At 71.6% G+C, this 21,891-nt stretch carries 18 protein-coding genes and 1 pseudogene; 8 read left to right on the top strand and 11 right to left on the bottom strand.

What is annotated here, in order from left to right; genetic code table 11:
- Nucleotides 1–484: 484 nt before the first annotated feature.
- The 3 genes from BM290_RS29625 to BM290_RS29615 form a co-directional block, all read right to left on the bottom strand.
- The gene (locus BM290_RS29625) at nucleotides 485–1,234 is read right to left on the bottom strand and encodes a class I SAM-dependent methyltransferase (protein ID WP_093619190.1); all 750 of its coding nucleotides are present in this window, start codon (nucleotides 1,232–1,234) and stop codon (nucleotides 485–487) included.
- A 97-nt stretch (nucleotides 1,235–1,331) separates the two neighbouring features.
- Nucleotides 1,332–2,369 carry a DNA polymerase III subunit beta family protein gene (locus BM290_RS29620; protein ID WP_093619357.1) on the bottom strand — a complete coding sequence of 346 codons (1,038 nt, stop codon included), beginning with the start codon at nucleotides 2,367–2,369 and terminating at the stop codon, nucleotides 1,332–1,334.
- A 47-nt stretch (nucleotides 2,370–2,416) separates the two neighbouring features.
- Complete coding sequence (locus BM290_RS29615) at nucleotides 2,417–3,019, bottom strand: LysE/ArgO family amino acid transporter (protein WP_093619189.1); 603 nt, start codon at nucleotides 3,017–3,019, stop codon at nucleotides 2,417–2,419.
- 70 nt (nucleotides 3,020–3,089) lie between these two features.
- On the opposite strand from BM290_RS29615, the gene BM290_RS29610 reads away from it, so the two are divergent.
- Complete coding sequence (locus tag BM290_RS29610) at nucleotides 3,090–3,890, top strand: LysR family transcriptional regulator ArgP (protein ID WP_093619188.1); 801 nt, start codon at nucleotides 3,090–3,092, stop codon at nucleotides 3,888–3,890.
- A 3-nt stretch (nucleotides 3,891–3,893) separates the two neighbouring features.
- Here BM290_RS29610 and dapD read toward each other — a convergent pair whose 3' ends face one another.
- Nucleotides 3,894–4,841, bottom strand: a complete 948-nt coding sequence (dapD, locus tag BM290_RS29605; RefSeq protein ID WP_177319951.1) for a 2,3,4,5-tetrahydropyridine-2,6-dicarboxylate N-succinyltransferase — start codon at nucleotides 4,839–4,841, stop codon at nucleotides 3,894–3,896.
- A 67-nt stretch (nucleotides 4,842–4,908) separates the two neighbouring features.
- Between dapD and dapE the strand changes: the two genes are divergently transcribed.
- On the top strand, nucleotides 4,909–5,979 hold the full coding sequence (gene dapE / locus BM290_RS29600) for a succinyl-diaminopimelate desuccinylase (RefSeq protein WP_093619187.1): 1,071 nt from the start codon (nucleotides 4,909–4,911) through the stop codon (nucleotides 5,977–5,979).
- Here the strand turns inward: dapE and BM290_RS48665 are convergent, their stop codons facing one another.
- Complete coding sequence (locus BM290_RS48665) at nucleotides 5,980–6,150, bottom strand: hypothetical protein (RefSeq protein ID WP_158319213.1); 171 nt, start codon at nucleotides 6,148–6,150, stop codon at nucleotides 5,980–5,982.
- Between the two features lie 173 nt (nucleotides 6,151–6,323).
- Here BM290_RS48665 and BM290_RS29595 point away from each other — a divergent pair, with 173 nt between their 5' ends.
- The 4 genes from BM290_RS29595 (at nucleotide 6,324) to BM290_RS29580 (ending at nucleotide 15,421) form a co-directional block, all read left to right on the top strand.
- A complete protein-coding gene (locus BM290_RS29595; protein ID WP_093619186.1) occupies nucleotides 6,324–7,085 on the top strand; it encodes an LOG family protein in 762 nt (253 codons plus the stop codon).
- Nucleotide 7,086: 1 nt separating this feature from the next.
- The gene (locus BM290_RS29590; protein ID WP_093619185.1) at nucleotides 7,087–7,692 is read left to right on the top strand and encodes an LOG family protein; all 606 of its coding nucleotides are present in this window, start codon (nucleotides 7,087–7,089) and stop codon (nucleotides 7,690–7,692) included.
- Between the two features lie 200 nt (nucleotides 7,693–7,892).
- Complete coding sequence (locus BM290_RS29585) at nucleotides 7,893–11,804, top strand: ATP-dependent helicase (RefSeq protein WP_093619184.1); 3,912 nt, start codon at nucleotides 7,893–7,895, stop codon at nucleotides 11,802–11,804.
- Complete coding sequence (locus BM290_RS29580) at nucleotides 11,801–15,421, top strand: ATP-dependent helicase (RefSeq protein ID WP_093619183.1); 3,621 nt, start codon at nucleotides 11,801–11,803, stop codon at nucleotides 15,419–15,421. The genes BM290_RS29585 and BM290_RS29580 overlap by 4 nt, the downstream gene beginning before the upstream one ends.
- 161 nt (nucleotides 15,422–15,582) lie before the next feature.
- On the opposite strand, the gene BM290_RS29575 is transcribed toward BM290_RS29580, so the two are convergent.
- The gene (locus BM290_RS29575) at nucleotides 15,583–15,987 is read right to left on the bottom strand and encodes a pilus assembly protein CpaE (RefSeq protein ID WP_093619182.1); all 405 of its coding nucleotides are present in this window, start codon (nucleotides 15,985–15,987) and stop codon (nucleotides 15,583–15,585) included.
- A 223-nt stretch (nucleotides 15,988–16,210) separates the two neighbouring features.
- On the opposite strand from BM290_RS29575, the gene cspE reads away from it, so the two are divergent.
- The gene (gene cspE, locus BM290_RS29570) at nucleotides 16,211–16,414 is read left to right on the top strand and encodes a transcription antiterminator/RNA stability regulator CspE (protein ID WP_093619181.1); all 204 of its coding nucleotides are present in this window, start codon (nucleotides 16,211–16,213) and stop codon (nucleotides 16,412–16,414) included.
- A gap of 285 nt (nucleotides 16,415–16,699) precedes the next feature.
- Here cspE and BM290_RS29565 read toward each other — a convergent pair.
- Nucleotides 16,700–17,414: pseudogene (locus tag BM290_RS29565) on the bottom strand (lysophospholipid acyltransferase family protein).
- 127 nt (nucleotides 17,415–17,541) lie between these two features.
- Between BM290_RS29565 and BM290_RS29560 the strand changes: the two are divergent.
- The gene (locus BM290_RS29560; protein WP_093619180.1) at nucleotides 17,542–18,432 is read left to right on the top strand and encodes a hypothetical protein; all 891 of its coding nucleotides are present in this window, start codon (nucleotides 17,542–17,544) and stop codon (nucleotides 18,430–18,432) included.
- Here the strand turns inward: BM290_RS29560 and BM290_RS29555 are convergent.
- Genes BM290_RS29555 through BM290_RS29540 form a run of 4 tightly spaced genes read right to left on the bottom strand, consistent with a single transcriptional unit; the run spans nucleotide 18,429 to nucleotide 21,635 of the window.
- A complete protein-coding gene (locus BM290_RS29555; protein ID WP_093619179.1) occupies nucleotides 18,429–19,352 on the bottom strand; it encodes an ABC transporter permease in 924 nt (307 codons plus the stop codon). The two genes, BM290_RS29560 and BM290_RS29555, sit on opposite strands and share 4 nt — an antisense overlap.
- On the bottom strand, nucleotides 19,342–20,088 hold the full coding sequence (locus BM290_RS29550) for an ABC transporter ATP-binding protein (protein ID WP_093619178.1): 747 nt from the start codon (nucleotides 20,086–20,088) through the stop codon (nucleotides 19,342–19,344). The genes BM290_RS29555 and BM290_RS29550 overlap by 11 nt, the downstream gene beginning before the upstream one ends.
- 45 nt (nucleotides 20,089–20,133) lie before the next feature.
- The gene (locus BM290_RS29545; protein ID WP_093619355.1) at nucleotides 20,134–21,213 is read right to left on the bottom strand and encodes an ABC transporter substrate-binding protein; all 1,080 of its coding nucleotides are present in this window, start codon (nucleotides 21,211–21,213) and stop codon (nucleotides 20,134–20,136) included.
- Nucleotides 21,214–21,221: 8 nt separating this feature from the next.
- Nucleotides 21,222–21,635 carry an RrF2 family transcriptional regulator gene (locus BM290_RS29540; protein ID WP_093619177.1) on the bottom strand — a complete coding sequence of 138 codons (414 nt, stop codon included), beginning with the start codon at nucleotides 21,633–21,635 and terminating at the stop codon, nucleotides 21,222–21,224.
- Nucleotides 21,636–21,891: the final 256 nt, after the last annotated feature.

Below are 21,891 nucleotides of genomic sequence, written 5' to 3'. Positions count from 1 at the left end.
CCCGGGCCCACCGGCCCGGCCGCGGGACCGGCCGGGACGATGAACGGGATTGTTTTCGGTAAGGCCTCCGCGCGCCGTGGAATCGGCCCTCCGTCCGCCCGGCGCTGGGATAAAGATGGCTGACCGGCCCCAAGCCGACGATCGTCCATTCCGTTCACCTGTTGCGTGCGAGACGGCGGCGGTTACGGTCCGCACCGGTTAACCCGTACGCGTGCACCGGGCGCTCGCAGCGATCACCCCGGATGTCGGCGAAGATCGATCAACCGGCTACGACCTGCTCCGATGGCCTCATGACACAGGTCTGTCGAGAAGGCAACCCCGAGTGCGGCTCGGATTGCCGGAAGCCGCCGGAACGGGGGCCGTAACGTGAATCGGCGAGTCGTTCCGGCACCGAACCGGAGCGGTTCTCGGAACAATTTCGGTCTGCTCGCCCCGAACGGGTTAACGGCCCGTCGCAGCCGTTCCCCTGAAAGAGGCTTGACCCTTACGCCTCTGTCGGCCGCTCGGCCCGGACGAGGAACCGATGCGACCGCGCCGTGAAGCCGCCCCGCGCCCGGATCGTCGCCGACAGCCGGGCGAGCTCCCGCTCGTAGCGCACCGGGGTGAAGTCTCTGATCTGCCACGGCACCGACCGCAGCTGATGGACCACGGCGGCGATGTCGTGGAAGGCGAGGAGAGGATGCTCCTCGCGCACATCGGTGACGTGCAGCCCGGCGGCGCGCAGGGCGCCGACCGCGACCTCGGCGTCCCACCGGCGCGGATGCGGGGGCGGGGCGCCGAGGGCGGTGTTGAGCTCGGCCAGGTCGTCGCTGCCGACCTGCTGGGTGAGCAGGACGCCACCCGGCTTGAGCAGGCGGGCGATGTCGGCGGCGGGGAGCCGCCCGTGCCGGCTGAGGACGAGGTCGAACTCGTTCTCCTCGGACGGCAGCTCGGTCTGCACCGCCACCCCGAACGGCGCGAGCCGCTCCCGGGCGGCCGGGGTGTTGCGAGCCCACGTCTCCACCGCGACGGTGCGCGGTGGCAGGGGCGCCAGCTCGGCGAGCAGCTCGCCGCCGCCGGTGTCGAGGTCGAGGACGCTGCCGGCACGGCGCACCAGGGGGCGGGCCAGATCGAGATACGACCAGGACGGCTCGGACGCCACGGCCAGGCCGTCCAGCCAGGCGAACTCCCACCCGGTCATGGAGGCGCCGGTAGCCGCGGCGTTGAGCTCTTCCTCCTGCCGGTTGCTGCGCACGCCTGCGAAAGTAGCCGGGCCGGGTCGCCGTCAGCGACTCGATCCCACGGCCTTTCCAGGACCGGTGCCGGACTGTGTCTGAACGGTTACCTACCTCTCAATGGCGGACCGGCATGAGAAGCGAGAAGTGAGACGCGGATCCCACCGGCCGGAAGATCAGCGGGCGGACCGGCCCGTCCAGGTCCAGTTCCAGCTGGCCTGCCGTGCCCGCGTCGAGCGCCTCCAACAGGAACTCCCGGTTGACCGCGACGTGCGACTCGACGTCGGCCGCCCACTCGTCGGCGCCGGCGAACCGCACCCCGCCCGCCGGGTCGAGACCGAGGACCGACACCGGGTACGGCCGCCCCTCGTGCTCACGGTCGATCACCGGTGCGGCGGCCAGCAGCGCCCGCAGCTCGGCCACGTCCACGGTGACCGTGGCGCCGGCCGGCGGCAGCAGGCGGCGGTAGTCGGGGAAGTCCATGTCGATCGGCCTGCCCTCGACGGTCCGGTCGCCGGCCCGGGCGCTGATCAGGCTGTCGGTGAGGTCCACGACGATCGAGCCGGCACGGATCCCGTGCAGCTCCTCGGCCAGCGGATACGGCAGGAACAGCCGGGCCGGCGAACCCTCCACGGTGGCCGGCGCGGTGGCCGCGGCGAGCCGGTAACGGTCGGTCGCGACCAGCGTGACGGTGTCGTCGCCGGTCTCGAAGAGCACGCCGGCCGGGATCGGGTCGGTGGAGCCGGCGGCGGCGAACAGCACGGCGCCGAGAGCCGCGGACAGATCGGCGGCGGACAGGGTGATGCGGGTCATCAGGTTCTCCTCCAGATCGAGCAGGGTGTGCAGGCGGAGGAGCTCACGCTTGGCGTCGGCGAGACCGGACTCCAGCCGGACCAGGTGGTCGTCCAGCTTCGCCCGTACCGCCGCGGGGTCTTGAAGAAGGTCTTGGACCGCCGCCGCGATCTCGGCGACCGGCATACCCACCCGTCGCAGCCCGGCGATCAGCCGGGCCGCTCTGACCTGCTCGGACGTGTACCGCCGGTAGCCGGTCGCCGGATCCACCACGGCCGGGACCAGCACGCCCGCGCTGTCGTAGAACCGCAGCGCGCTGATGCTCAGCCCACTCGCCCGGGCCGCCTCGCCGATGCCACGCATGTCGCTCCCCACATCACTGAACCCTGGTGTCTCGACCTGATCGAGGGTCAAGCCTGCACGATCAGGGTCACGCCCAGGCCCGCCATGACCAGCGCGATCGAGCCGTCGAGCACGCGCCACGCGGCGGGCCGGGCGAGCAGCGGGGCGAGCCGTCGCGCGCCGAGGCCGAGCGCGACGAACCAGCTCAGGCTGGCGGCGGCCGCCCCGAGACCGAACGCCCAGCGGCTGGCGTGCTGCTGCGCGACCGAGCCGAGCAGCAGCACGGTGTCCAGGTAGACGTGCGGGTTGAGGTAGGTCAGCGCGAGGCAGGTGAGCAGAGTGGCCCGCAGCGTCGCCGGGGCCTGCGCCGCCGGGTCGAGGGCGGCCTGCGGGCGCAGCGCACGGCGGGCGGCGAGAACCGCGTACCCGATCAGGAACGCGGCGCCGGCCCACCGGATCGCGGTGATCAGCGCGGGTTGCGCGGTAAGGACCGCGCCGAGGCCGGCGATGCCGGCCGAGATCAGCGCCAGATCGGAGAGAGCGCAGGTCAACACCACGGGGAGTACGTGTTCCCGGCGCAGCCCTTGACGCAGGACGAACGCGTTCTGCGCTCCGATGGCGATGATCAGCACGGCGGAGGCGACGAACCCGGCGAGGGCGGAGGAGAGCATGTCCCGACGCTACGGGCGGGCACGGCACGTCTCCAGCTAATCATTTTGACGATGGATTAGTTTTGCTGATGTGGACCAGGTGCAGCTGGCGACCTTCCAGGCCGTCGTCGAGCAGGGCAGTTTCGAGGCGGCGGCCCGTGCGTTGCACGTCACACCGTCAGCGGTCAGCCAGCGGATCAAAGCGCTCGAGCAGACCGTCGGCCAGGTGCTGATCCGGCGGGCGAAACCGTGCACCGCCACCACGGCCGGTCAGGGGCTGCTCCGCTTCGCCGGCCAGGTGGCCCTGCTGGAGCGGGAGCTGCTCGGCGCCGACACCGTCCGCATCTCGGTGGTCGTCAACGCCGACTCGCTGGACAGCTGGTTCCTGCCGGTGCTGACGAGCGTGCCCGGCGTGCTCTTCGAGATCCACACCGACGACCAGGAGCACACCACCGAGCTGCTCCGGTCGGGGACCGCGATGGCGGCGGTCACCTCCGAGCACGTGCCGGTGCAGGGCTGCCGGGTGGAGAAACTGGGCGTCATGCGTTACCTCGGGGTGGCCGCGCCCGGCCTCGACGAGTCCGCGCCCACGCTGCTCTACAACCGCAAGGACCGGCTCCAGCACCGGTTCCTCGGCCTCACCCAGGACCCGCCGATCCACTATCTGCCGGCCACCGCGGCGTTCAACCGCGCCCTGCTGATGGGCCTCGGCTGGGGCGTGCTCTTCGAACACGAGGCCCGCCCCCACCTGGACGCCGGGCGCCTCGTCGAGATCCGCCCCGGCCGTCACCTGGACATCCCGCTCTACTGGCAGTGCTGGCGGCTCTCCTCACCGGCCCTGGACACACTGACGGCCGCCGTTCGCACGGCGGCCGCCCAGCACCTGCGATAGAGATCAGTCGTTGGCGTGCAGAGCGCTGTTCAGCTCGATGCCGGTGCCCTTGCGCGAGCGGGCCTCCAGAGCACCGGAGACCGAGTTGCGCCAGAACAGGAGATTGCTCACACCGGACAGCTCGATGGCCTTCACCACACGACCGTCGGGCAGCGTGATCTTCGACGCGGCGGTGATGTAGGTGCCGGCCTCGACCACGCAGTCGTCGCCCAGCGAGATGCCGACGCCCGCGTTGGCCCCGAGCAGGCTGCGCTCGCCGATCCGCACCTTCTCCTTGCCGCCACCGGACAGCGTGCCCATGATCGACGAGCCGCCGCCGATGTCGGAGCCGTCACCGACCACCACACCCTGCACGATCCGGCCCTCGACCATCGAGGTGCCGAGCGTGCCGGCGTTGAAGTTGACGAATCCCTCGTGCATCACGGTGGTGCCGGAGGCCAGGTGGGCGCCGAGGCGGACCCGGTCGGCGTCGGCGATCCGCACACCCGACGGCACCACGTAGTCGATCATGCGGGGGAACTTGTCCACCCCGTAGACGGCCAGCTGCCGGCCGGCCGCACGCTCCAGGAACCGCAGCTCGTCGACCCGCTCCGGCGGCACCGGGCCCGCCGACGTCCACGCCACGTTGGCCAGCTTGCCGAAGATGCCGTCCAGGTTGACCTCGTTGGGCCGGACCAGCCGGTGCGACAGCAGGTGCAGCCGAAGGAACGCGTCGGACGCGTCACCGATCGGGTCGGCGAGCGACTTGACCAGCACCCTCACCTCGACGGTGCTCAGGCCGGGCAGCAGTTTCGGGCCGGTCTGCCCGGCCGGGAGCACCGGGGCGTCGGCGGGCTCCTCACCGAGACCCAGATATCCCGCCGGGAACCAGGTGTCGAGGACCTGCCCCTCGGCGGTCACGGTGGCGAGGCCGATGCCCCAGGCGGGCGAAGTCGAGATCGCGGTTTCCACGACCCGAACCCTACCGGACCCTCAATGAGTGATCAGGAGCCTCGTCGGGCCCCGGTATGGTGCGCACATGGCCAACCCGCTTACCCCGGACGTGCTGGTCGACCCCGTGGTGCTGACCCGCGCCCTCGTCGACGTCGAGTCCGTGTCCCGCGACGAGAAGGCGATCGCCGACTGTGTCGAGGACGTTCTGCAGAAGGCCGGCCACCTGAGCGTCCGCCGCGTCGGCAACACGGTGATGGCCCGTACCAAACTGGCCCGTGACCAGCGGGTGATCCTTGCCGGGCACCTCGACACCGTCCCGGTCAACGGCAACCTGCCGTCCACCGTCGTCGACGACCTGATCTACGGCTGTGGCGCCGCCGACATGAAAGGCGGCGTCGCGCTCGCCCTGCACCTGGCGGTCACCCTGCCCGACCCGCAGTACGACGTGACCTACCTGTTCTACGAGTCCGAGGAGATCGAGTCCGAGTTCAACGGGCTCAACCTCGTCGCCCGGGAGCATCCCAAGTGGCTGCGGGGCGACTTCGCGGTGCTGCTCGAGCCGACCTTCGGCGCGGTCGAGGCCGGCTGCCAGGGCACCCTGCAGGCGCGGGTGACCACCCGGGGCCGGCGGGCGCACTCGGCCCGTTCCTGGCGCGGGGTCAACGCCATCCACGCCGCCGGTGAGGTGCTGCGACGGCTCGAGGCGTACCACCCGCGGACCGTCACCATCGACGGCTGCACCTACCGCGAGGGCCTGAGCGCGGTCGGCATCTCCGGCGGCGTCGCCGGCAACGTGGTGCCCGACGAGTGTGTCGTCGACGTCAACCTGCGGTTCGCCCCGGACCGTTCGGAGAAGCAGGCGGCCGAGCACCTGCGGGAGGTCTTCCAGGGCTTCGACGTCGAGGTCACCGACTCGGCCCCGGGCGCGCTGCCCGGCCTCGACGCGGCGCCGGCCCGGGAGTTCCTCGCCGCCGTCGGCATCGAGCCGGCCGCCAAGCTCGGCTGGACCGACGTGGCCCGGTTCGCGGCGCTGGGCATCCCGGCCCTCAACTACGGCCCCGGCGACCCGGCGCTGGCCCACGCGCCCGACGAGCACGTCGAGATCGGCAAGATCCGCGACGGGGCGGCCACCCTCTACCGCTGGCTGGCGCCCTAGTCAGTACTGCACTGTCACCCGGCCGACCGCACGCTGCGGCGGCGGGATCTCCATGGTCGCCTCGGGATCCACGGCCGGCTCCGTGTCACGGGCCGCGAAGGCGGCACGCCGTTCCTCCAGCACCAGGCGGATCCGGCGCTGCATCCTGAGGCGCTCGTGTCGATTCGTCACGATGGTCGCTCCTTCGCGGGGAGCCCGGTGATGCCAGGTCGGTAACTGTACAGACGCGTCAGAGCTACTGTCGGTTGATTCAATCTGGCAAAAAGGTCTGCGGGTCGCAATCCTCTTACCGAAACGCAGCCGGTTATTCACCGGGTACTGACCGTCCGCACTACCTTTGTGGCATGACGGAGAGCACCAACGGGCGACAGCCGGGGCCGGAGCGTCATCGAGGAGCCGTCACGTTGCGCCGTGACGCCATCCCGCCGAGCACGGCCGATCAGAAACTGCTCGACTCCCACCACCGTGACGAGTGGAAGACCAAGGACGCCTGGCGGGCGCTGCGGATCCTCTCCGAGTTCGTCGAGGGCTTCGACACGCTCGCCGACCTGCCGCGGGCGGTCAGCGTCTTCGGCTCGGCCCGCAGCGCCCCCGACAGCTTCGAGTGCGAGCTCGCCGAAAATCTGGGCGCCGCCCTGGCCGAGGCCGGCTACGCGGTGATCACCGGCGGCGGCCCCGGCGTGATGGAGGCCGCCAACAAGGGCGCCACCGATGCCGGTGGCATGTCCGTCGGCCTCGGCATCGAGCTGCCCTTCGAGCAGGGCCTCAACGACTGGGTCGACATCGGCATCGACTTCCGCTACTTCTTCGTCCGCAAGACCATGTTCGTCAAGTACGCGCAGGCGTTCGTGGTCCTGCCCGGCGGCTTCGGCACGCTGGACGAGCTGTTCGAGGCGATCACCCTGGTCCAGACCAAGAAGGTGACCCGCTTCCCGGTGATCCTGATGGGCACCGAGTACTGGGGCGGCCTCCTCGACTGGATGAAACGCCGGATGCTCGACGACGGCAAGATCAGCGCCGCCGACCTCGACCTCATCCAGGTCACCGACGACGTCGCCGAAGCCGTCCGGATCATCACCGACGCCGACCCCGCCGGGCAGCAGTGACATGGCCGCGATCTGCGTCTTCTGCGCCTCCTCGACCACCCTCGAGCAGCGCTGGCTGGACCTCGCCGCGGAGACCGGCCGGGTGCTGGCCGAGCGCGGGCACACCCTGGTCTCCGGCGGCGGCCGGGTCGGCATGATGGGCGCGGTCACCGACGGCGCCCGCTCGGCCGGCGGCCACACCCTCGGCATCATCCCGCAGTGCCTGGTCGATCTGGAGGTCGCCGACGAGGCCTCCGCCGAACTCGTCGTCACCGGCGACATGGCCGCCCGCAAGACCGTGATGATCGACCGGTCCGACGCGTTCATCACCCTGCCCGGCGGCCTCGGCACCCTCGACGAGCTCTTCGAGGTCTGGACGACCGCGACCCTCGACGTGCACGGCAAGCCGATCATCCTGGTCGACCCGGACGGCTTCTACGACGGCCTCACCCGCTGGCTCGCCACCCTCGTCGACCAGAAATTCGTCCGGCCGGCGGCGATGGAGATGCTCCACACCGTGCGTACCGTCACCGAAGCCGTCGACCTCACCGAAACGCTCCTCGCCGCCGGCCCGCGAAGCGGTCCGTCCGGCGCCGCCTCCGGTACAGCGAGTCCCGCCGCCCACTGATCCTTCTTCGGTACGGTCCCCGGCCGGCCGCCTCGCGCAAGAGGCACGTCGCGCCGCCCCGGAACGTGCGCGGCGCCGGCCGGTCCACCTCCGGGTGACCGGCTCAACGGTGGTCCCGCATCGGCCGTTCGGTGTGATTCCGCCGGGGCCGCCCGTCCTGCCCCGGAAGAACGTCATACCGGCGTGCTCTCATAGATGCCGTGAGCACGCCGGTTTCCCTTCCCCCGGTGCGCCGGCCCACCTATCGCCTGGTCCGTCGCCCCCGCCCGGTGGCGCCCGCGCTGCCGGCCGACCCGGTCCAGCGCCGGGTCATCGGCCACACCTCCGGTCCGCTCCTGGTCGTCGGCGGCCCCGGCACCGGCAAGACGTCGGTGCTGGTCGAGTCCGTCGCCGCCCGGATCGCCGAGGGCACCGACCCGGAGCGCATCCTGGTCCTCACGTTCGGCCGCCGCAGCGCCGCCGCGCTCCGCGACCGCATCGAGGCCCGGATCGCCGACGACCCCGGCCGGATCGTCCACGAGCCTCTGGTGCGCACCTTCCACGCCTATGCGTTCGGCCTGCTCCGCCGCGCGGCGGCCGAGCGGGGCGAGCCGTCCCCCCGCCTGCTGACCGGCCCCGAGCAGGATCTGATCATCCGCGAGCTGCTGGCCGTGGTCGCCGATCCGGAGGCCCCCGACGAGATCGGCTGGCCCGAGGCCCTGCGCCCGGCCCTGCCCACCCGAGCCTTCGCCCAGCAGCTGCGCGACCTGATGCAGCGTGCCGCCGAGCGCGGCGTCGGCCCGGTCGAGCTGGCCCGCCTCGGCGAGCGCCTGGGCCGCGACGACTGGCCGGCCGCCGCCCGTTTCCTCCGGGAGTATGTTGCGGTTCTCGCCCTCCGCGACGTCACCACCCGCGGCTCCGCCGCCTACGACCCGGCCGAGCTGGTCCGCGCCGCCTCCGGCCTGCTGGCCGACGAGCCCGACCTGCTGGAGGCCGAGCGCCGCCGCCTGTCCTACGTCTACGTCGACGAGCTGGCCGAGACCGACCCGGCCCAGGTGGACCTGCTCTCCCAGGTCGCCGGCGGCGGCAAGCCGTTGGTCGCCTTCGCCGACCCCGATTCGTCGATCTACGGGTTCCGAGGCGCCGACCCGGCCGTGGTCACCGCTTTCCCACCCCGTTTCCGTGGGATCTCCGGCACCCCGGCCGAAACCGTCGTCCTGCACACCAGCTACCGGGCCGCCGCACCCCTGCTGACCGCCACCACCCGGGTGACCCGCCGCATGCGCGGCCCGATGGCCCACCGCCTGATGTATCCGCCGCCCCTCCCGCTTCCCACCGCCCCGGAAACGCCGTCATCCGCGTCCGGCCCCGGTTCGTCCGGCCCCGGTTCGTCCGGCCCCGACTTGTCCGGGTCGGCCTCCTCCGGATCGGCCTCGCCCGGCGCTTCGGCGCCTGGCACCGCGGTATCGGCTGGTTCTGCTCCAGCCGGAGCCGATGCGCCGAGCGCGTCCAGCGGGTCCGATCGTCCCGGGGCGGGGTCCGGCGCCGGTGACGGGACACCGGTGGCGGACTTCGGGCCGGTGCCGGCGGCCGTGGTCCGGACCTTCCGGTCGACGGCTGCCGAGACCGCCTACATCGCGCACGCCCTGCGCGAGGCACACCTGTTGAACGGTGTCCCGTGGTCGCGGATGGCGGTGCTGATGCGGTCGACGACGTTGCAGCAGCCCTCGGTGCAGCGGGCACTGGCCGCCGCCGGAGTGCCGACGATCATCCACGCCGAGGACCTGCCGTTGCACCTGCAGCCGGCGGTCGCGCCGTTCCTGCTGTTGCTGCGTTGTGCGGTCGACCCCGAGGCGCTGAACGAGGAGGCGGCCGTCGCGCTGCTGCACTCCCCGCTCGGTGGCGCCGATCCGCTGGCCGAGCGGCGGCTGCGGCAGGGCCTGCGGGCGCTGGCGATCAGTGCCGGTGACCGTCGGCCCTCGGGCGAGTTGCTGGTCGACGCGGTTCGCGATCCGGCGGGCCTCGACCTGGTCGAGCGGCGCTGGGCCCGGCCCGCTCAGACGGTCGCCCGGCTGCTGACCGTGGCCCGGGAGGCCGCTGCCGAGGCCGGCGCTTCCGCTGAGCAGGTCCTCTGGACGGTCTGGCGGGAGAGCGGCCTGCACGACCGGTGGTATGCGATGAGCACCGGGAACACCCCGATGCCGGATCAGCGCGACTCGGCCCGTGCCCGGGAGTGGCGTTCCGAGGCGGCCGACCGCGACCTGGACGCGATGGTGGTCCTCTTCGACGCCGCGGCCCGGTTCGTGGACCGGCTTCCTGGCGCCGGCGTCTCGGTCTTCCTCGACCATGTGCTGGGCCAGGAGCTGCCCGCCGACTCGATCGCCCCGAGCGCCGACCGTGGCGAGGCGGTCCGGCTGCTGACCGCCCACGCGGCGAAGGGCCTGGAGTGGGACGTCGTGATCCTCGCCGGTGTCCAGGAGGGCATCTGGCCGGACCTGCGGCTCCGCGGCAGCCTGCTCGGCTCGGAGCGACTGGTCGACGTGCTGGCCGGCCGCCCGGCGACCGGCCCGGAGGCGATTCTGGGCGAGACGTCGGCCCTGCTCGACGAGGAACGACGGCTGTTCTACGTCGCCACCACCCGTGCCCGGCGCCGCCTGGTGGTCACTGCGGTGGCGTCGGCGAGTGTCGGCGGCTCCGTCGGTGAGGAGCAGCCCAGCCGTTTCCTCACCGAACTGGCCACCCCGGCCCGCGGCCCCGGCGGCGACCTCCCTCCGCAGCCGGACCCCTGGGACACCGGCCCACCCGACACGCCTACCCGCCCGGCCGGCGGCGCGCCCGCTCCCACCGATGACGACGCGCCGGCTCGTGACGACGAGCGCGGTTCCGACACGGCGGACCTGAGCCGAGCCGGCGAAGCCGAGGCGCCCGGTGACGACGGTGCTCGTGGTGACGACGGTGCTCGTGGTGACTTCGGTGCGCGTGGTGACGGCGGTCCGCCCGGCGTGGTGGCATCGGGTCGCCCGAGCGGCGTGCCGGGCTCGGTGACGCGAGGCCGCACTGACGGCGTATCCGCTGGTGGCGAAGACGACGCGCCGGCGCCGGCCGACGACGACGGGGAGGTGGAGCTGCCGGTCGGGCGGCCGCCCCGGGCCCTGACCCTGGCGTCTCTGGTGGCGGAGTTGCGTACCGTCGTGGTGGGAAGTGCCGAAACGCCCAGCCGCAGGCGCGCCGCGGCCGCCGAGCTCGCACGCCTCGCGGCTGCCGGTGTGCCGGGGGCGCATCCGGACGAGTGGTGGGGCCTGCGTCCGCTGTCCGACGATCGGCCGCTGGTCGACGAGGGCGAGCCGGTCAAGGTGACGCCGTCGTCGATGGAGAGCGCGCTGCGGTGCAGTCTGCGCTGGCTGCTGGAGCGGCACGGGGGCGCCGCCCCGGCCGGGCCGGCGCAGGGGATCGGCAACCTGGTGCATGCCGCCGCGATGCTGGCGGAGGATGCGAACGCGGATCGGGAGAAGCTCGTCGAGTACGTGTCGGCGCGGTTCGATTCGATCGAGCTGGCCGCCCAGTGGCTGGCCGGGCCGGAGCAGGATCGCGCGCAGGCGATGGTGGACAAGCTGTTGCGCTGGCTGGCGGTGAACCCGCGCCGGCTGCTGGCGATCGAGCACGAGTTCACGGTGCGGCTGGAGGACGAGCGCAACCCGATTCAGCTGACCGGCCGGGTGGACCGGCTGGAGGTGGACGAGGCCGGCCGGCTCGTGGTGATCGATTTGAAGACCGGGAAGACGACCGCCGTGTCGTCCTCCGACGTGGCGGAAAATGCGCAGCTCGGCGGCTATCAGGCGGCGATCGGCGCCGGCGCGTTCGCGGAGTTCGGCACGGACAGCGGTGGCGCGGCGCTGGTGCAGCTGGGGCCGGGCAAGGACGCCCGGGAGCAGATGCAGGTGCCGTTGGCGGAGGCCACCGATCCGGCGTGGGCGGACGGTATGGTGCGCCGGACGGCGGCGGCGATGGCCGCGTCCACCTTCTCGGCGGTGGCGAACAGCCGGTGCCGGGTCTGCCCGGTACGAACCAGTTGCCCGATCTCCGGCAAGGGCCGGCAGGTCGTCGAGCCGAACGGACCGGATCAGGATCGATGACGCAGCCCACGTTGTTCGCCGAGGGCCCCCGGCCCCGCCGCCAGGCCCGGTCGGGTCCCCGGTTCACGCCGCGTGAGCTGGCCCGGCTGCTGCGGCTGCCGGATCCGACGTCCGAGCAGGAAGCGATCATCGCGGCGCCGGTGGAGCCCCTGCTCGTGGTGGCGGGCGCCGGCTCGGGCAAGACGGAGACGATGGCGTCGCGGGTGGTGTGGCTGGTGGCGAACGGCTACGCCCACCCGGGTGAGATCCTCGGTCTCACCTTCACCCGGAAGGCGGCGGGGGAGCTGGCGCACCGGGTCCGCACCAGGCTGGGCCAGCTGGGCCGCCGCCTGGGCCGGGACGAGGCGCTCGCCGGCGAGCCGACCATCTCGACCTATCACGCGTACGCCGCCCGGGTGGTGACCGAGCACGGCCTGCGCGCCGGGTTCGAGCCGTCCGCACGCCTGCTGACCGAGGCGGCCCGCTGGCAGATCGTCGACTCCCTGGTCCGCACCTACACGGGGGAGATGACCGGGCTGAACCGGGCGCCCGGCACGGTCACCGACGACGTGCTGGCGCTCTCCGCCGAGATGGCCGAACACCTGGTGGGCCCGGATGATCTGGCCGCCTGGACGGGCCGGTTCTTCGCCGACCTCCAGGAGTATCCGGGCCGGGTCTACAAGGACGTATCGGAGGCGCTGCGCCGCCAGCAGAACAGGCTCACCCTGCTGCCCCTGGTCCGCCTCTACGAGCAGCGCAAACTCGACCTGGAGGCGATGGACTTCGGCGACCAGATGGCCCGCGCCGCGCTGGTCGCCCGGGACCATCCGGAGGTCGGCGCGATCGAGCGAGGCAGGTTCCGGATCGTGCTGCTCGACGAGTATCAGGACACCAGCCACGCCCAGGTGACGATGCTGAACAACCTGTTCGGCGGCGGGCACCCGGTGACCGCGGTCGGTGACCCGTGCCAGTCGATCTACGGCTGGCGGGGCGCCTCGGCGGGGACGCTGGAGCGGTTCCCCGAGGAGTTCCGTGACTCGGCCGGACATCCGGCGTGGGTGCGCACGCTCACCCGGAGCTGGCGGAACCGTCCGGAGATCCTCCGGGTGGCGAACACGATCTCGGCGCCGCTGCGCGCACAGGTGCACCAGTTGCAGGCCGCGGACCGTACGGCGGAGGCGGTCGGCGGCCGGACGGTGACGTGCGCGCTGCTCCCGACGTACGCCGACGAGGCGAACTGGATCGCTGACTCGATGCTGACCGCCTGGCGCCTGGTCGCCGGGATGCCGGCGGCACCACCGGGGGAGATCCCGCTGGAGCGCCGTCCGACGAGCGCGGTCCTGGTCCGGGTCCGCAGCCAGATCCCGGTGATCGAGGAGGCGCTGCGGGCACGCGGCCTGCCGGTCGAGGTGGTCGGTCTGGGTGGGCTGCTGGACACTCCCGAGGTTCGCGACGTGGTGTGCACGCTGCGGGTGCTGGCCGACCCGACCGACGGCGCGTCGCTGTTGCGGTTGCTCACCGGGGCCCGCTGGCGGATCGGCCCGCGTGACCTGGTGGCTCTGCACCGGCGGTCGCGGGTGATCGCCAACGCCCGGGTGGCGTCGTCGGGCCGGACCGCCGCCGACCCGGAGCAGGTCAACACGGACCGGCTGGACGACGCGACCCTGGTCGAGGCGATGGCCGATCTGGGCGCGCCCCGCAACTACTCGCCGGAGGGCCATCGACGCCTGCAGGAGTTCGGCCGGGAGCTGGCCGCGCTGCGCCGCCGCCTGGACCAGCCGCTGCCCGACCTGCTCGCCGACATCGAACGCACCATCGGCCTGGACGTCGAGGTGGCGGTGCGTGGCTGGGCGGCCGGGGACGCCGGTCTGGCCCGGGCGCACCTCGACGCGCTCGGCGAGGCGGCGACCCGCTACGGCGCCGAGAACGAGGCCGGCACGCTCGCCGGTTTCCTGGCGTTCCTGGCCGCGGCCGAGGAGGAGGAACGCGGCCTGGAGCCCGGCCAGGTCGACGTGGTCGAGGGCGCGGTCCAGATCCTGACCGCGCACGCCGCGAAGGGCCTGGAGTGGGACGTCGTGTCGGCGGCCGGCCTGTGCCGGGGCGTCTGGCCGGGTCTGGCCCGCTCGTCCGACCACTACCTGGGCGGCATCGGGGTGCTGCCGTTCCCGCTGCGCGGCGACTCGTCCGGCCTGCCCGACCTGGACCTGTCCGACGCCATGGAGCAGAAGGACGTGGCGGCCGCCGTGACCGCTTTCGGTGGTTCCTGGCGGGAGCACGACGAACGGGAGGAGCGCCGCCTGGCCTATGTCGCGGTGACCCGCCCGCGCCGGCTGCTGCTCTGCTCCGGCTACTGGTGGGGCGACGGCGTGAAGCGGCCCCGCGGCCCGTCGGTCTTCCTCGACGAGATCCGTCAGACCTGCGCGGACGGCGCCGGGGTGGTCGACGTGTGGACGCCCGAGCCGGCGCCGGGCGACTCGAATCCCAGCGATCAGGTGGTGGCGACCGCCGAGTGGCCGGCCGACCCGCTGGGCCTGCGCCGCCCGGCGATGGCCGCGGCCGCGGACCTGATCCGCCGCATGATCGAGAATCCGGAGGCGTCCGCCGCGGAGGCCTTCGCCGACCTGGCTGCCGCGGATCCGCAGGTGGCAGCCAGGGCGGGCCTGGCGGCCGATCTGGTCGGCCTGGCCGGTCCGGGCGAGGTCCCGGACGGTGCAGGTTGGTCAAGATCCACCACAGGGGTACGGCACACCGACCCGTTCCGGCCTTTTCCCGCCGGCCCCCCGGTCCCGTCCCACCCCCCGATCCCGCGCCAGGCCGGCCCGCACGCCGCCCCGGGCGGGACCGATTCTGATCAGCCGTCCCGTCCCGAAGCGCGGACGGCGCCGGATCGGGCTGCCGTGCTGGCCGCGGCCGAGGCGGCGGATCGGGCGGCGGAGTCCGAGGACCCCGACATCGCCCGCTGGCGGCGCGAGGCGACACTGCTGCTGGCCGAACGGGAGGAACGCGCCCGCAAGGACGGCCCGATCGAGGTCACAGTGCCCGCCCACCTGTCGGTCTCGCAGCTGGTGGTGCTGCGCCGTGACCCGCAGTCCCTGGCCCGGTCGCTGCGCCGTCCGCTGCCGCACCGCCCGGCCCCCCAGGCGCGCCGGGGCACCGCCTTCCACGCGTGGCTGGAGCAGCGGTTCGGCGCGGTCCGGCTGCTCGACATCGACGACCTGCCGGGAGCGGCGGACGAGGGCGCGGCCGACGACGAGGAGCTGGCGGCGCTGCAGGAGGCGTTCCTGACCGGCGAGTGGGCCGAGCGGACGCCGATCGAGGTGGAGGTGCCGTTCGCCACGACGGTGGCCGGGGTGGTGGTGCGGGGGCGGATGGACGCGGTCTACGCCGACCCGGACGGCCGCTTCGACGTGATCGACTGGAAGACCGGCCGCCGCCCGTCCGGTGCGGAGGCGGAGGCGGCGGCGGTTCAGCTCTCGGCGTACCGGATCGCCTGGGCGTCGCTGGCCGGGGTGCCGGTGCGCAAGGTCCGGGCCGGCTTCCACTATGTCCGCGAGCAGGTCACGGTCCGCCCGGCCGACCTGATGGACACCGCCGAGCTGGCCGCCCTGATCGAGGAGATCCCACCCGCCGAGCACTGAGGATCACCCCCGTGTGGCTCTCGCCGGTGTCTCACGGGCTCCGGCGGGAGCCACACCGGACGAGCGTGCCGGAGGATCGGGGATGGCTCTCACCGGGGCGGTAAGGCGCCGCTGAGAGCCTTCCGGGGGTCGTCGGGGGCGATGAGACACCCGAACTCCTGTCAGCGGGTGGCGGTCAGGAGGTGGGTCAGAGCGGCGGCGTAGGCCTCCTCGGCGGTGGCCGCGGTGAACTCGTGCTCGCGGCCGAGCAGCTTCGTCCGTACCGTATGGGTGTCTTGATCTTGATGAAGTGACCGGAACGTTCCGCCGAGCAGTTCGCGCAGCTGGTCCTCGCGGGGCAGCCACAGTGCCTCGTCCAGATCGACGTCGTCGAGCGCCCACTCGGTGGTGCCGTTGAAGCCGATGATTCGCCCCTCCGGGCGATCGTGGACCTGGATCGTCATGTTGCTGAGCACGAAGACCTCCTCGTCCAGGTCTCGGTCCGGTATGGCGAAACGGTCGCCGAGCTGCGGCTTCCATGCCAGTCCCGCGGCTTTGAGCTGCCATGCCAGTTCTACGCCGAGCACGTCCCGGCCTCCCTCCCCGTGCTAGGCTCCTCAGCGTTGTCAGTTTGGTTCCCAAGTACTCAGGAGCGCCTGTGGGGAAGTCTGCCCCAGGCGCTCTTTGTCGTAACCCGGGTTTCTCCGGTCGGGCGATCAGTACGGCGACACGAGACCCACAGAATGCGGGTCTTATTACCTCGCTCCCGTCCATAATGGCCAGGAGCGATCGATCGTCGAGGAGACGAGCATGGTTACCGGTGTTGTGAAGTGGTTCAACGCGGACAAGGGCTTCGGGTTCATCACCCCGGACGACGGCGGCGCCGACGTCTTCGCCCACTTCTCTGCGATCCAGATGTCCGGCTACCGGGCCCTGGAGGAGAACCAGCGGGTTGAGTTCGAGGTGACCCAGGGCCAGAAGGGCCCGCAGGCCGCCAACATCCGGGCCCTCTGATTCACCTCTGAGTTTCGGCCGCCTTACGCGGCCGGGCAGCTGGGAAGATGACCGTGGGGAGTTCGGGCGCATCACGCGTCCGGACTCCCCACTGTCGCTTCCTGCCGCCGTGCGAAGGCGCCAGGAAGACGAAAAGGCCCCCCGCGCGCGGCGGCCGCCAGGAAGGCGAGAAGCCCTCGGCTCGCGGAGGCTGCCAGGAAGGCGAGAAGCCTCCGGCATGCCGGAGGGCCGCCAGACAGACGAAAGGCCCCCGGCGCGCCGGAGGCCTCAGGTGATCGGTATCGGTCAGACGGAAGCGGCTTTGGGCAGCGGCGCGGTGCCGCCGAGGTGCGCCGGGAGCCACCAGCGGTCGTCCGGCCCGGCCGGCTGGTCGGGGTAGGCCCGCTGAACCGCGTCGAGCAGCACGCTCAGCCGCTCCTTCAGCGTCGCCGTGATCGACTCCGGCGTCGCGTCCCCGGCGACCGGGATCGCCTCGCCGATCTTGATGATGACCGGCACGTGACGCTTGGTCAGCTCCTTCTTGCGTCCCTTGGTCCACAGCCGGTGCGGCCCCCAGACGGCCATCGGGATCAGCGGGACCGCGGCCTCCTGGGCCATCCGGGCCGCGCCCGATTTCAGAGCCTTGATGGTGAACGACTCGCTGATCGTCGCCTCCGGGGAAGACGCCGACGATCTCGCCGTTCTTCAGGGAGTCGATGGCGTGCTTGAAGGCGGCGGTGCCGGCCTTGCGGTCGACCGGGATGTGCCGCATGCCGCGCATCAGCGGGCCACTGATCTTGTGGTCGAAGACCTGCTTCTTCGCCATGAAGCGGACCAGGCGCTTGGCCGGCTGCGCGCCGTAGCCGCAGTAGATGAAGTCCAGGTAGCTGGAGTGGTTGCTGGCGAGCACGGCTCCGCCGGTCGCGGGGATGTGCTCGGCGCCCTCGATGACGATCTTGTTGTCGAGCACGCGGAACATCGTCTTTGCCAGGGCGACGACCGGGGGATACACCAGTTCCATGGCAGCACGGTAACCGAAGTTTCTGGGAACGGCGCGAGTCGGATGCACAATTCCGGCAGGCTTACCGGCCCGTGGGACGGCGTGGGAGCCGCGCCGGTCACAGCGCTCGTGGTGTTCACTGGTGTGCATGTCCGAGCCGCAGCCGCCGATGTCCGCCTGGGAGCGGCCGGGCGGGCCGTGGTCGTCGGGGATGGTGACCGGTCATCGCGTACCCGGGCCGGGTCCGGAGCCCGAGACGCCGCCGGAGCCGCCCCGCCCGGAGGGACCCGAGCGGCGCCGGCGGCAGTTGATGATCTTCGGTGGGGTGGCCGGCGTGATCCTCGCGGCCGGCCTGGTGATCCTGCTCGTGGTGATCTTCGGCGGGGACGGTGATCCGTTCGGGGAGAAGGCGGCGGCGCCCGCCGATCTGCGGCCCCCGCTGGCGCAGGCCTGCCCGGCGCCCACTGTCTCGCCCGGCGGCGCGACGCCCGCCGCGCCGAGCGCTCCGGCGGCGCCGGCCGACGGCGAGCGCACCGTCGATCCGAACGCGGGGATCAGCTACAAGAGGTACGGCGCGCCCTGGGTCCCGTGGACCGAGGTGTGGAACGCGGGCACCCTGCAGGTGCCGTACCGGGTCGGGCAGCACTTCGTCACCGAGGTCTACCAGGGTGGGCAGTATCACGCATCGATCCTGTCGGCGGCGGTCCCGGCGGCCGACAACGACGCCGTGACGCTCGACCTGGAGTGTGTGGGCCGGCAGGTCGCGGCGGACGTGCGCGCCGAGTACTACCCCCAGCCGAACAGCATGGAGCCGATCCGCGACGAGGTGACGACACTCGGCGGGCGGCCGGCCTGGGTGAGCGAGTTCCGGCTCAGCTTCCGGGAACCGGGTCTGACCGCCACCTCGGAGCTCTCCGCGGTGGCGGTCATCGACGTCGGCAAACCGACGGCCGCGATCCTCTACGTCTCGGTCCCCGACACCCACCGTCAGTTCGACTACGTGGTCGACGAGGTTCTCGACTCGGTGCGGCCGGCCTAGCTCGCGGTCAGGCCCCAGCGCTTGCGGAGGGCGCCGTCGGCCGCGTTGAAGAACTGGTCGACCAGGATGCCGATGATCAAAACCACGATGATGTACGCGATGACGGCCACCGCGTCGTTCAGGTCACGGGCGGTCTGCATCCGGACGCCGATGGACACCGTGCCCGGCACGATGACCAGCAGCTCACCCGCCATCAGGCTGCGCCAGGAGAACGCCCAGCCCTGCTTGAGCCCGGAGACGAAGGACGGCAGCGACGCGGGCAGGATCAGGTGCCGGTATTTCGCGATGCCCCGCATGCCCATCACCTGGCCCACCCGCAGCCACGTCCGCGGCACGTAGTCGATGCCGCTGATCAGGCCGTTCGCCACCGACGGCGCGGCCCCGATGACGACCACGAAGAGGATCGCCTCCTCGCCGAGCTGGAAGAGCAGGATGGCGAGCGGGAACCACATGATCGACGGCATGGTCTGCAGGCCGGTGATCAGTGAGCCGATCGCGGCGCGCAGCGGCTTGAACTGCGAGACCAGCGCACCGAGCAGCGTGCCGATCGCCACGGCCAGCGCGAACCCGGTGAGCGCCCGGGTCATGGTCAGCTGGACGCCGTCCCAGAACTTCGGCTCGGTGATCAGCTCACCCAGTTCGGCGAACACGTCGGCCGGCGGCGGCAGGACGTACGGCTTGCGCCAGCCGGACAGGAAGACCAGCTGCCACGCTCCCACGACGATCGCGATCGCCAGCAGTTTCGGCCAGGTGCTCGCCCAGATCCGCTTGCCGAGGGCGCCCTTGTCGGTCTTGGGCGCGAGTTCGAGGGCGTCGAGGCCGCTGACCCGGTCGGCGGCAACATCCGATCGATCGGAGGGCGCCAGGTTGGTCACAGCGTCACCCTGTGGGGCGCCGTCGGTTGACGTGTCAGTTGGCATGACGGGCGACCTCCGCGCGGAGCCGGTCGGTGATCTCGGCGGCCTGGCCGGAGACCTCGGGGGAGTCGATGCGCCGCGGGCGGGCGTGATCGATCTTGAAGTCCTCGATGACGCGCCCGGGGCGGCTGCTCAGCAGGACCACCCGGTCGCCGAGACGGACCGCCTCGCGCACGTTGTGGGTGACGAAGAGAACGGTGAGCTCCTGCTCGCGCCAGATCCGCTCCAGCTCGTCGTGCAGGATGTCGCGGGTCATCGCGTCGAGCGCGCCGAACGGCTCGTCCATCAGCAGGACGTCGGCGTTCTGGGCGAGCGCCCGGGCCAGCGCGACCCGCTGCCGCATGCCGCCGGAGAGCTCGTGCGGCCGCTTCCCTCCGAAACCGCCCAGCCGGACGATCTCGAGCAGCTCCTGGGCGCGCTTCTTCCGGTCGGCGCGGCCCACCCCCTGCAGTTTCAGCGGCAGCTCGACGTTGGCGGCGACCGAGAGCCAGGGGAAGAGGGCGGCCTCCTGGAACATCAGCGCGACATGCTTCCCGCTGATGTCCAGGGTGCCGCTGGTGATCTCGTCGAGGCCGGCGACCAGCGAGAGCAGGGTGCTCTTGCCGCAGCCGGAGGCGCCGAGGAGGCAGACGAACTCGCCCTTGTCGACGTCGAGGGAGATGTGGTCGAGGGCGAGCAGGGCATTGCTTCCCGCACCGTACTGCTTGGTCACATCGTCGATCCGGACAACCGTGCTCATACTCGCCCTCCCTTGAGGTTCAGATCTTTGCGATGAGAGGCCGGATCAGGCCGCGGCGTCGCTGACCTCGGCCTGGCCGTCCGCCTTCAGCAGCTCGTTCAGCAGGGTGATGTCGTAGATGCCCTTGAGGTCCACCGGGTCGAGCAGGCCGACCTCCTCGGCGTGCTTCGCGCTGGTGAAGAGCGAGGACGCGATCGGGTCGTAGGTGAACTTCAGGTTCGCGAACGCGGCGGTGAGGATCTCGTCCTTCAGCGGCTTGCTGGTGAGAGCCTCGATCTGGGCGTTCGCGGCCTTCTGCGCGTCGGCGTTGTTGTCCTTGATGTACTTGACCGCCGCGATGTGGCCCTGGAGCAGCTTCTTGACCGTGCCCGGGTACTTCTTCAGGAAGTCCTGGCTGACGATCAGGTGGGTGGTGACGAACTCCTGGTTCGGCCACAGCGTCTTCTCGTCGACCAGGACCTTGCCCTTGGACTCGAGGATCAGCTTGCTGTAGTTGGGCTCCGGCACCCAGGCGCCGTCGATGGTGCCCTGCGCGAAGGCCTGGACCGCGGTCGCGTTGTCCTGCGGCAGGATCGAGACGTCGCCGCCGCCGCTGGTGTCGGCGTTCAGGTTGTTCGACTTCAGCCAGGCGCGCAGCGCGACGTCCTGGGTGTTGCCCAGCTGCGGGGTGGCGATCTTCTTGCCCTTGAGGTCGGCCGGGGTGTTGATGCCCTCGCGGACGACCAGGCCGGCGCCGCCCGAGGTGCTGCCCGCGATGATCTTCAGCGCGGTGCCCTTGGACTTGGACCAGCCGTTGATCGCAGGGTTCGGGCCGATGTAGGTGGCGTCGATCGCGCCGGAGAGCAGCGCCTCGATCGCGGCCGGGCCGGCGTTGAAGGTGGTCGCCTCCAGCTTGGTGCTGCCCAGTTTCTCTTCGAAGATCTTCTTGTTCACGCCGACCAGGGCCGGGGCGTGGGTGATGTTGGGGAAGTAGCCCAGCTTGATGGCGGGGGCCTCGGCGGCGTTGCCCGCGGCGGCCTCGGCGGCGGTCTTCTCTTCTTCCTTGGAACCGCAGGCGGCCAGCGCGGTCGTGGCCACCAGGGCGGCCGATGCAAGGGCCAGCGCACGTATGGTGCGGGAGCTCATGCTCACTCCTAATTCCGTTTCACTGAGATGCTGGAGAGTTCGGCCAGGGTCTTGTGGTCGACGACACCCTCGATGGCCGCCTCGACGGCGATCCACACGTCGTGCAGCGCCGTCGCCGCACCGTGGTAGGTCGCCGTGGACGTGGGCAGCCCCCGGACCGTGGTGAGGGCACCCCCGACGGCGCGAACCACATCGCCGACGGTGATCTCCTCGGCCGGGCGGGCCAAGGCGTATCCGCCGTCCACACCACGGTGGCTGTGCAACAGCCCCGCGCGGCGCAGATCGAGCAGGATTCCCTGCAGAAAGCTGAGCGGGATGTCCTGGACGGCGGCCAGTCCGGCCGCCTTGACCAGGCGTGGGTGCTCGGCGGTGACCGCCAGCATCGCGCGTACGGCGTAGTCCGTGCGAGCCGAGACGTACACGCCGCGCTCCCCTCCCGCCAATACTTCGGTTAACCTATCTGTTGGATGGGAATACTGGACCATGTGGGTTTGGTGCGTCAAGCGGGAGTCGCGGAGCGGGAAACCGGCATCCAGGGCATTTTCGGGGTGTATCGTGCCGGATTTCCATCGGTGGGGTGACAGGGATGGCGGTGACACGCCACATCCGGTCCGATTCGCGGCGGAAGATCGGGAACGGATATTGATGTATTTACGCGGCGTCGCCGTTCGGCTACGC

This window comes from Actinoplanes philippinensis (genome assembly GCF_900113015.1).
Classification (GTDB): Bacteria; Actinomycetota; Actinomycetes; order Mycobacteriales; family Micromonosporaceae; genus Actinoplanes; species Actinoplanes philippinensis.
This window is presented reverse-complemented; position numbering and strand designations above follow the sequence as displayed.